The 9,367-nt window shown below is 60.9% G+C and carries 10 protein-coding genes; 5 read left to right on the forward strand and 5 right to left on the reverse strand.

Annotated elements, in window-relative coordinates:
• A partial coding sequence (locus tag Y707_RS24180; RefSeq protein WP_162150189.1) for an S-layer homology domain-containing protein occupies positions 1-1,402 on the reverse strand: 1,402 nt, incomplete at its 3' end.
• Positions 1,403-1,983: 581 nt separating this feature from the next.
• On the reverse strand, positions 1,984-3,177 hold the full coding sequence (locus Y707_RS0107095; protein WP_026534554.1) for a sulfotransferase family 2 domain-containing protein: 1,194 nt from the start codon (positions 3,175-3,177) through the stop codon (positions 1,984-1,986).
• A 209-nt stretch (positions 3,178-3,386) separates the two neighbouring features.
• On the opposite strand from Y707_RS0107095, the gene Y707_RS0107100 reads away from it, so the two are divergent.
• Positions 3,387-3,602 (forward strand): dodecin, encoded by a 216-nt coding sequence (locus tag Y707_RS0107100; protein ID WP_026534555.1) that lies wholly within the window; start codon positions 3,387-3,389, stop codon positions 3,600-3,602.
• A gap of 99 nt (positions 3,603-3,701) precedes the next feature.
• Here Y707_RS0107100 and epsC read toward each other — a convergent pair whose 3' ends face one another.
• The 3 genes from epsC to msrA form a co-directional block, all read right to left on the reverse strand.
• Positions 3,702-4,289, reverse strand: coding sequence for a serine O-acetyltransferase EpsC (gene epsC / locus Y707_RS0107105; RefSeq protein WP_026534556.1), 588 nt, complete (start codon positions 4,287-4,289; stop codon positions 3,702-3,704).
• Positions 4,290-4,312: 23 nt separating this feature from the next.
• Positions 4,313-5,248 carry a cysteine synthase A gene (cysK, locus tag Y707_RS0107110; RefSeq protein WP_026534557.1) on the reverse strand — a complete coding sequence of 312 codons (936 nt, stop codon included), beginning with the start codon at positions 5,246-5,248 and terminating at the stop codon, positions 4,313-4,315.
• A 105-nt stretch (positions 5,249-5,353) separates the two neighbouring features.
• On the reverse strand, positions 5,354-5,878 hold the full coding sequence (msrA, locus tag Y707_RS0107115) for a peptide-methionine (S)-S-oxide reductase MsrA (RefSeq protein ID WP_026534558.1): 525 nt from the start codon (positions 5,876-5,878) through the stop codon (positions 5,354-5,356).
• 76 nt (positions 5,879-5,954) lie between these two features.
• Between msrA and Y707_RS24185 the strand changes: the two genes are divergently transcribed.
• The 4 genes from Y707_RS24185 to Y707_RS31315 all read left to right on the forward strand — a co-directional run.
• Positions 5,955-6,899: a Nif3-like dinuclear metal center hexameric protein gene (locus Y707_RS24185; protein WP_081744688.1), complete on the forward strand. Its 945-nt coding sequence runs from the start codon at positions 5,955-5,957 to the stop codon at positions 6,897-6,899.
• 149 nt (positions 6,900-7,048) lie between these two features.
• The gene (locus Y707_RS0107130; protein WP_026534559.1) at positions 7,049-7,792 is read left to right on the forward strand and encodes a zinc ribbon domain-containing protein; all 744 of its coding nucleotides are present in this window, start codon (positions 7,049-7,051) and stop codon (positions 7,790-7,792) included.
• 3 nt (positions 7,793-7,795) lie between these two features.
• Complete coding sequence (locus Y707_RS30560; protein WP_051441741.1) at positions 7,796-8,926, forward strand: reverse transcriptase-like protein; 1,131 nt, start codon at positions 7,796-7,798, stop codon at positions 8,924-8,926.
• A 15-nt stretch (positions 8,927-8,941) separates the two neighbouring features.
• Positions 8,942-9,367, forward strand: a 426-nt coding sequence (locus tag Y707_RS31315; protein ID WP_162150190.1) for a DUF1206 domain-containing protein, incomplete at its 3' end; no start/stop codon positions are given.

A 9,367-nucleotide genomic window follows, 5' to 3' on the forward strand; every position in this document is an offset into this window, starting at 1 on the left:
GTTTATCCGCCAGCCGGTACAGGAAGGCTGCCATGGCGTCACGGTTGATCGGTTCGACTGGTCGGTAGGTATCGTCGTCGTAGCCGGTTGTGATGCCCGTTGATTCGAGCCAGGTGACTTCTTTATAGAACTTGCTGCCGTATGGGTAGTCCTTGAATGGTGAAGTCCTGGGCGCATTGAAGCCGGGTTCGCCCTCCAGCCGGTATAGGAATGCCGCCATAGCATCGCGGTTGATCGGAGAATAGGGGCGATAGGTCCCGTCGTCGTAGCCAGTAGTGATTTCCTTGTCGTATGCCCAGCGGATGGCGTCTTGATACGCGGTTCCCCCATCAACGTCGGTAAACGGGCCGGCCGCTAACGACGGTCCGGGAGCTGTGATCGTGACTTTCGCCTCGGCGTGGGCTCCGCTTCCGGAGATCCAGTTCACCTTGACTTGTGTTCCGGCATGAGTCGTGAACACCTGTCCCGCCTGCCAGGCGTGCTCCATGCTGTAATACCCGGAGAAGGGCCTCGTATCGGGTTCGAGAACTATGGACGACGGCAATTCATATTGCCCCACGGCAGGTATTTGAGTAATTTTCACGCCGCGGTTCAAGTAGTGCACCCCACTGGACAGGAATCTGTCCTCATCAACGGGAAGCCGCAATTCCAAATAGTAGCTTTCCCCGCTGACCGGGTCCTTGAATTTGACTGCCCGGTTGGACTTCTCTCCACCCCAGGGCCGCAGTATGTAGGACTTGGAGCCGGATACGGATCCGACGCTGCGGATGTCATCGGAACTGCCAAAACCGGCGATGTCCCAGAAGCTTGCGCTAATCGTTGGGCGGTGGGCCTGGGAGGTCCCCATGAGATCAAGCGTGTCGCCGTAGGCCCGGACCCAGCAACCGGCGTAATCAGGGGTGTCGGAGCCCCCGTCCGAACAGGTAAGGGCATTGGCATGCCCAAGTCCGAACACATGGCCAAACTCGTGGGCGAGGACGCTGTCGGTCAATGAGTTGTGGCCCCAGGTACTCGGCCTCGGCATCAGGATTCGGCCGGACGTGCCATCGGTGCTCCACCCCGCTCCATAAGCTCCAGCAGACAGAGTCTGGGTAGGGACAAAGACAATCAAAACTCTGTTCTTTTGATAAGACCAGTTCAGTTCTTTGGTGACCTGGGCCATGATGTCCCAGTAGTTCCAGTCTGATTTAGCCTCTGTATGGAAGCGTGGCTTTGTCTCGGCGACCGAAAGGGAGATCCGGCCTTCGGACATGTCGGACCAGTACTGGTCGGCGACGTCGATGGCATCGGCGGCTGCAGCCAACGACACAGAATCTACTGACTCTGGACTCAAGTCTTTGAGTTGCGCTCTAACGAGCGTAATTTCGACGTCTCCCGCAGGGTGCACACTTTGGGCCGCCATGGGGGAATTTTCCCCGGTTGGCGGGTCGATGCCGGGAATGAGACCCGGTTCGTAGTTGTGTACAACCTTCGGGCCGCCTTCCACATGTTGCTCGGGTGGGGGCGACGGCGCCGCCGCAGCCTGAGGGACGGGAACCAGTGAGGCTGCGACGAAAGTTGCCGCGGTCAAAGCCGCGAACGAGACCGCGCGCGCGGTGGTGGTTATGGACGTGAATGAACTGCGAGTTATTATCATGCTGCGAAGAACTCCCCCGACATGCTCCTGCCGTATTTCGGCAAGGAGGGGCAGCTGTCCCGTATATCCCCCGTAGGCAGATGCCCCAGATTCAGTGCGATGGGTGTAGCTGTACCGAGGAAAAGATAGCACCAAAGTGGCTCTTGTGGCCAATGTTATTTATGTGAATCGGCGTGTCGACTCGACACGCCGGTCTTTAAGGATTAGGGCTGCGAATATGGAGGACAGTACAGTCCATAGACCAGCACACCATGACCTGGAAGAAGTAGCCGGACAACTATCCGGCTGAACCGTGGATCCCCGTAATCCCGGGGATGAGAAGTCGCGGCATAACGTAACTGTGAGGGCTAGTGCCCTCGCCGGGAGGCGGCCCGCATGCGTTGCTGCACGGAGTCGGGGACTACGCGGCGGAGCAGTGTCCATCGGGTCAGGCCGCGTACAAACTTACGTGCTAACGCACGGTCTCCCGGACGACGCGCGATGGCCACACAGCGGGCCAGCGATTCCGTCACCAACGACCGGGGCCTGTCTCTCATGCCTGACGGCAAAGGCGCGGGCGGAGCTAAGGGAGCCCCGTTCGCGGTCTGGGAACCATCAGCGGCGGTTATCGTCCTCTGGTTCAGTTTACGGCGGGCCGCCCGAAGTTCGCGCCGCAGCCGCTGGGCTTCCGTGCGCAGATCGCCGATGCGTTCATTGGCTACGGTGTGGAAGGCTGCATGGTCGATGGCGTCGGAGGACCAGCCGTTCGGCGCGAGTTTGAGCTTGTCGATGCTCCAGCGGTCGCCGAAGGCCGCGAAGTCGTCGGCGTAGGCGTCCTCAATAATCTCCCGCACTCCGGAGTCGAGTACCTCGGCCGTCATGCGCAGCGGGGTGTCATTCGCCTTCAGTATGTAAAGTTCCTGATCCAGCCCAAGCTTCCCCAGGTGGGTGTGAATATCGTTGAAGAGGGTGGACAGTTCCGACAGATTGTAGATCTTCGTGTAATTGATGCCGTCCGGTTTGATGGGGTGGACCTGCGGCCGGAAGTGGGCATCTTTATCCAAGCCCGGCACATCGTCCCAGGGCCGGGCACGCACGAAAGCCCGCCAGTCTTCTATGACTTGTTCGCCGCTCTGCGGGACGCGCGGCAACCACGGTTGATCCGAATACCGATCCATAAACTTCACATTCCGGAGCAGCAGTTTCGATTCCCATGCCGACCAGAGACGGCTGTAGGGATCGCGGACGACCGCGAAGATGAACCAGCCGTTGTCCGGTGAAATCTGTGCCAGTTCCTCCGGCGACAGGTCGTTGAGCCGAGGTGTCTTCTTCCACCGCTGCCGGCCATCATGGATGCCCATGAGCCTCGTCTGCTCTCCGCCGATTCCTGCATAGAATGGTTCGAAGTCCTCGCCGGCTAGGTCTGCGACCATCCACCGGAGAGTGGTGCTGGCGGCCTTGGTCGTGTCGATGTAGACCATCTTGTGCCCGGGCAGCACGAAAGAGTTTGCGGGCGCACTGATTCCGTTCAAAAGCGGTGTCGGGGTGCTGGTCACGCTCATAGTTCCTAGCTTTGTTCCTTAACTATCCGGCCAATGCCGTCAATGGTCCGTTTTGCTCGCCGACAGCTCAGTTTATGCCAGCACCGGGCTGAGTAGTGAATTTGGCTGCAGATTTTACAGCTTCCGGGCGGCGCAATTGTCTGTCGAAATGTCTCTTTGCACAGTAGCCTGAGTACTGACCGCTTCAACCGAAGATTCAGGAGATGAAGATGAGTGACAATACCTATCGTGTCATTGAGATTGTTGGAACTTCGACGGCCGGTTCCGACGAAGCCATCGCCAACGGAGTCAGCCGGGCCAGCAAGACGATGGAGAATCTCGACTGGTTCGAAGTGATCGAGATCCGCGGCCATATTGAGAATGGATCCATCGAGCATTACCAAGCGCATCTCAAAGTAGGCTTCAGGCTCAACGAACCCGCCTAGGATCCGCTCCAAGACTTAAACAGGATGGCGCCGGGAGGTTTGAAAACGTGCCGGCGCCATATTTTTACGGCAGCTGCGGTTGCCGTCAAGCTCGACGAACTAGATATACATTGCAGGATCGATGTATTCGGCCGGGTCAACCTGCGGCTGTTTTTCCCGTTCCGAAATCCGCGGACGGGCTTTGGCCGGAATGCCGGTGATGATGGAATCCGCCGGTGCGTCTTTAACGACGACGGCGTTGGCTCCGACCGCGCTGTCCGCACCAATGACGACCGGTCCCAGCACCTTGGCTCCGGCGCCGATCACGACGCGGTCGCCGATGGTCGGGTGGCGTTTGATGCGGGCGAGCGACCGGCCGCCGAGCGTGACACCCTGATAGATCATGACGTCTTCGCCGATTTCGGCTGTCTCCCCGATGACGACGCCCATACCGTGGTCAATGAAGAAACCGCGGCCGATAGTCGCACCGGGATGGATCTCAATTCCAGTGATCCACCGTCCCAATTGGCCGACCAACCGGGCCGGTAAGCGCCACGCCGGGTTCGCCCACATCCGGTGTGTCAGCCGGTGGATCCAGATGGCGTGCAGTCCGGAGTACGCGAGCAAATTCTCTGCATCGCCGCGGGAGGCAGGGTCGTGGGCCCGCGCTGAAGCCAGGTCATCGCGGAGACGCGAGATGAAAGTCATGTGTTCCTTCGGTTGCTTCGGCTTTAGCCGCGGATGTCGTCGTACAGCAGCGTGGAGATGTAGCGTTCTCCAAAGTCAGGCACGACGGCGACAATGAGCTTACCGGCATTCTCCGGCCGTTTCGCCAGCTCCAGCGCGGCCCAGACTGCCGCCCCCGAGGAAATTCCGCCGAGGATGCCCTCCTTGGTGCCTAACGCCCGTGCAGTGGCGACTGAGTCCTCGACGGTGGCGTCGAGAACCTCGTCATAAACATCCCTGTCCAGAATATCCGGAACGAAGTTGGCACCCAGGCCCTGGATTTTGTGCGGACCGGGAGCGCCGCCGTTGAGGATGGCAGAGTCCTTTGGCTCGACCGCGACAATCTGTACATCCGGCTTGCGTTCCTTCAGGAGCCAGCCGGCGCCGGTGATGGTGCCGCCGGTGCCAATCCCGGAGACTAGAATATCGATCGCGCCGTCGGTGTCCGCCCAGATTTCTTCACCGGTGGTGTTCCGGTGCACGTCCACGTTGGCCTGGTTGGCGAACTGCTTGGCCCAGATTGAGTTCTCGGTGTTGGCGACTATGTCCTGCGCCTTGTCGACGGCCCCGCGCATACCTTCCGAACCCGGTGTCAGCACGATCTCGGCACCGAAGGCCCGCAACATGACCCGGCGTTCGGTCGACATGGTTTCAGGCATCGTGAGGATGACCTTGTAGCCGCGGGCAGCGCCCACCATGGCCAGGGCAATACCGGTGTTGCCCGAAGTGCCCTCTACGATCGTTCCGCCCGGCTTGAGCGCGCCCGCCTTTTCCGCAGCGTCGACAATGGCGACACCGATCCGGTCTTTGACCGAATTTGCCGGATTGTAGAATTCCAGCTTGACCGCGACCTGGGCGTCCAGCCCCTCGGTCAGCCGGTTGAGCCGCACCAGCGGAGTGCCGCCTACAACCTGGGTGACGTCGTCGTAAATCCTTGCCATGGAGATGCCTGCCTCAAAAAGTAGTGTCAAAAAAACAAAAGTGGAAAACCGCCGGCCACGATACCGGCCAGACCTTTCAGCCTAGCCAGCGGGATGGTGCGGTGGCTATGCGACCAGCCATTCTTTGTAATGTTTACGTGCCTTGGCCAATTTAGGACTGATAATGACCTGGCAGTAGCCGACTTCGGGGCGCTGCCCGTAGAAATCGTTATGGATTTCTTCGGCCGGATAAAACCGTGGCAGCGGCGACAGTTCGGTGACGACCGGGCTATTCCAGTTTTCCTGGTTCCGCTCGATCGCGGCCTGGAACAGAACCTTCTGGTCGTCGTCGGCATAGAACATGACCGAACGATACTGGGTGCCGACGTCGTAGCCCTGGCGGTTCAGCGTGGTTGGATCATGTGCCGTGAAGAACATGTCGAGGATCACCTCGGGCGGGATGGTCTCCTCATCGAAGGTCACTGCCACCACCTCGGCATGGCCACTCGTGCCCGAACAAACCGTTTCGTACGACGGCGCGCGGTCATGCCCGCCGGAATAACCGGAAATCACGTCCGTCACGCCACGGGTCTTCTGATAGATCGCATCGAGGCACCAAAAACAGCCTCCTCCTAGTACAAAAGTCTGCATGCCCTTAACAATGCGCCACAGGCCCGGAAGATTCCCTTTGCGTGCAACGGCGGTTTCATAAGGTAAAACTGGACACATGGATACACCAGCATCGCAACCCGGTGGACCCTCCAGCGCCGGCGGCTCCAGTGTCCCATCCGGTTCAAGCGAGGGGACCGACGACGACGTCCGCACCGCCTCCGGGCCGACGCTGGGAGAGGTGCTGCTGGCCGCGGAAGAACTCTGGCCCGAATCCCTCGCTGAGGACTGGGATGCAGTCGGACTGGTGGTCGGTCGCAGTGAAAAGACCGTGGCGAAGATCCTGCTGGCGGTTGACCCGACGTCGGCCGTTCTTGACGAGGCGTTGGAGTGGGGTGCGGATCTGCTCATTACGCACCATCCGCTGCTGCTGAAGCCGGTGAACTCGGTTGCCGGATTCACTTTCAAGGGTGACGTCGTGCACCGCCTTATCGAGCAGGGCTGCGGCCTGCTGACCATCCATACCAACGGGGACAGCGCCATTGGCGGCGTTTCCGACGTGCTGGCAGACGCACTGGGGCTGCAGGATGTGCAGCCGTTGAAGCAGGCGTCGGCCGGACTGGATGAGGAAGGCATCGGCCGCTGTGGCGATCTGGCGGAGGTGACCAGCCTGGGCGACTTCGCCGCCAAGGTTTTCAGCATTCTTCCGGCGGTGGCCGGGGGAGTGAAGGTGGCCGGTGATCCTGACGGTCTGGTACGCAGGGTCGCCATCTGCGGGGGAGCGGGGGATGGCCTTTTCGACGAGGTCCGCGCCTCCGGTGCCGACCTCTATGTGACCGCGGATTTGCGGCACCATCCAGCCTCGGAAGCGCGTGAAGCCGCTGCCAACGGACGGCCATACCTCATCGACGTATCGCACTTTGGCAGCGAATGGCTCTGGTTGACCCCGGCTGCGGAGGCGCTGGACAACGTGCTGCAGGACCTGGGCTACAACGTCGACATCCGCGTCAGCAGCATCAATACCGATCCGTGGGACTTTATCCTGACGCCTGGAACGGAATGAGCGGCTCCGGGTGCGATTGGTCCGGGCACGCGGTTTCCCTGGCCCGTTCGGGCATGCGCCCGGTGGGCGGGCTGAATTCACCGGCCGGTCTCGACTACCCTAATACAGACCGGGCCAACGGCGCCCGGTAAACGTTTGGAGGATCTTCGGTGGCAAAAGCGGCAGTAGCGGACCAATTGAATTTGCTGGAATTGCAGGCACTGGACACCAAATTGGCCCAGCTTGCACACCGCGCACGGACGGTGGCCGCCAACCCGGAGATTGCCGACGCCGAGAACCAGTCATCGGCTTCAGACCGCGAACTCGTCGAAATTGATACAGCGATCGACGACACCCGGCGCGAACTGACCCGCGCGGAAAACGACGTCGAGCTCGTTGCAACGCGCATCGAACGGGACCAGAAACGCCTCGACAGCGGTTCCGGTACCTCCAAGGACCTGACCGCCCTGCAGAGCGAGTTGGCTTCACTGGCCAAGCGCCGCTCGGACCTGGAAGACGTCGAACTTGAGGTCATGGAGCGGATGGAAGCGCTCAACGTCCGCCGCGCGGAGCATCAGGAAGCGGCTGAAACCCTCACCGCCACCCTGAGCAACTTGTCTGAAAAGCGCGACGCGGAGCTGGCCGGAATCAAGGCTGAGGAAGAGGCGGTCCGGAAAGAGCGCGAGCAGTTGGCCGCCGGCATCGACGCGTCCCTCGTCGCCAGCTACGACAAAATCCGGGCGAACCACAATGGCGTCGGGGCGGGTGCCCTGCACCAAAAGCGTTGCGAAGCCTGCCGGATGGAGCTCAACCCGCGTGACCTGGCCGATATTGCCAAGCGCGCGGAGGACGACGTGGTCCGCTGCGAGGAGTGCGGCAGAATTCTCGTCCGCACTCCGGAATCGGGGTTGTAGAGGATGACGCTCTTTGGTGAAGGAGAAAAGCCAGGCAATAGCGACGACGGCGGTTCCGGCCGCCGTTTAATTGTGGAGACCGACGGCGGCTCCCGTGGCAACCCCGGACACGCCGGCTATGGCGCTCTCGTCCGTGATCCGGACACCGGAAAAGTGCTGGCCGAAAAGGCTGAGTACCTGGGCAAGGTGTCCAATAATGTGGCCGAGTATTCCGGTCTGGTGGCCGGCCTGGAGCTCGCATTACAGCATGACCCGGACGCGTTGATTCACGTCAAAATGGACTCAAAACTCGTCGTCGAACAGATGAGCGGCCGCTGGAAAATCAAGCACGCGGATATGCGGGCACTGGCCACCAAGGCGCGAAGCGTCGTCGACCCCCGGCGGGTAACTTACGAGTGGATTCCCCGGGAAATCAACAAGGACGCAGACCGGCTTTCCAATGAGGCCATGGATGCCGGTGAGGCGGGCGTCGAGTGGAAGTCATCGGGGACGCTCATGGTCAGCGAACCGGAGCCACCGGAAGAGCCGGCCGCCGTCGAACCTGGGCCAGTGGAGACGCCGGCGGACGCGCCCGCCGAAACGACGCCCGAGGAGGAGCCGGAACTTGGTCCGGCCCCGATAACCACGCCGATGCCGATCATCGTCGACCGTGATCCTGAACCGTTCTACGAGCAACCGGACCCGCTCGTCGAAGAGTTTGCCCAACCGGCGGAACCGGCCGCTCCGGCCTTACCGAGCGGACGACTGCACCATATTGAACTCTGGGTGGAGGACTTCACCGAAGCCCGCACCTCGCTGGGCTGGATCTTTGAACGCCTCGGCTACCAGCGGAAAAACGAGTGGGAGTCCGGCGCCAGTTGGCAGGGCGCTGTCGGCTACATTGTGCTCGAATCCGGTCCCGACGTCACGCCCGGACGGCATGAACGCAAGCGGCCGGGAATGAACCACCTGGCATTCTGGGCAGGACCCCCGTCGTTGGTCGATGCCATTGTCCGCGATGCGCCCGAGTATGGCTGGAAGCTGATGTACGAGGATCAGCACCCCTACGCCGGTGGCAGCGGACACTACGCCGCCTACCTGGAGAATGAAGGCGGCTTCGAAGTAGAACTCGTCGCCACTTCCGACAGCGCGTAGGCGGTGGCTTCCGTCGTGAGCTCCTTCAAACGCGGCGCCAGAAAAGCCCGGAGCGACATAGAACCTGTCGTCGATGCCGCCGAGGATCTCTCGAATACAAAGACATTGGACGTCGTCGCGAGGGTTGGCTATGCCACGACCGGACTGCTGCATTTGCTGATCGGTTTGGTGGCCCTCCGCCTGGCGATGGGCGGTACCGGTGAAGCGGACACCTCCGGCGCTATTGAATACATTGCACAAGGAACACCCGGGAAAACGGCGATGTGGGTTGGCTTTATCAGTTGCATGGGTCTGGCCCTGTGGCAGCTTAGCGAAGCCACCTTGCGGGCACGGCGCCGCCAGCCGCGTGACCGGGCGGCGAAAACCTTGATGTCCGGCTCGTTGGCTGCTGCGTATACAGTCTTGGCGGTATCGTTCGCCAACTTCGCGGTAGGACCAGGC

Origin of the sequence: Arthrobacter sp. H14, from assembly GCF_000520495.1 — a bacterium.
GTDB lineage: Bacteria > Actinomycetota > Actinomycetes > Actinomycetales > Micrococcaceae > Arthrobacter_C.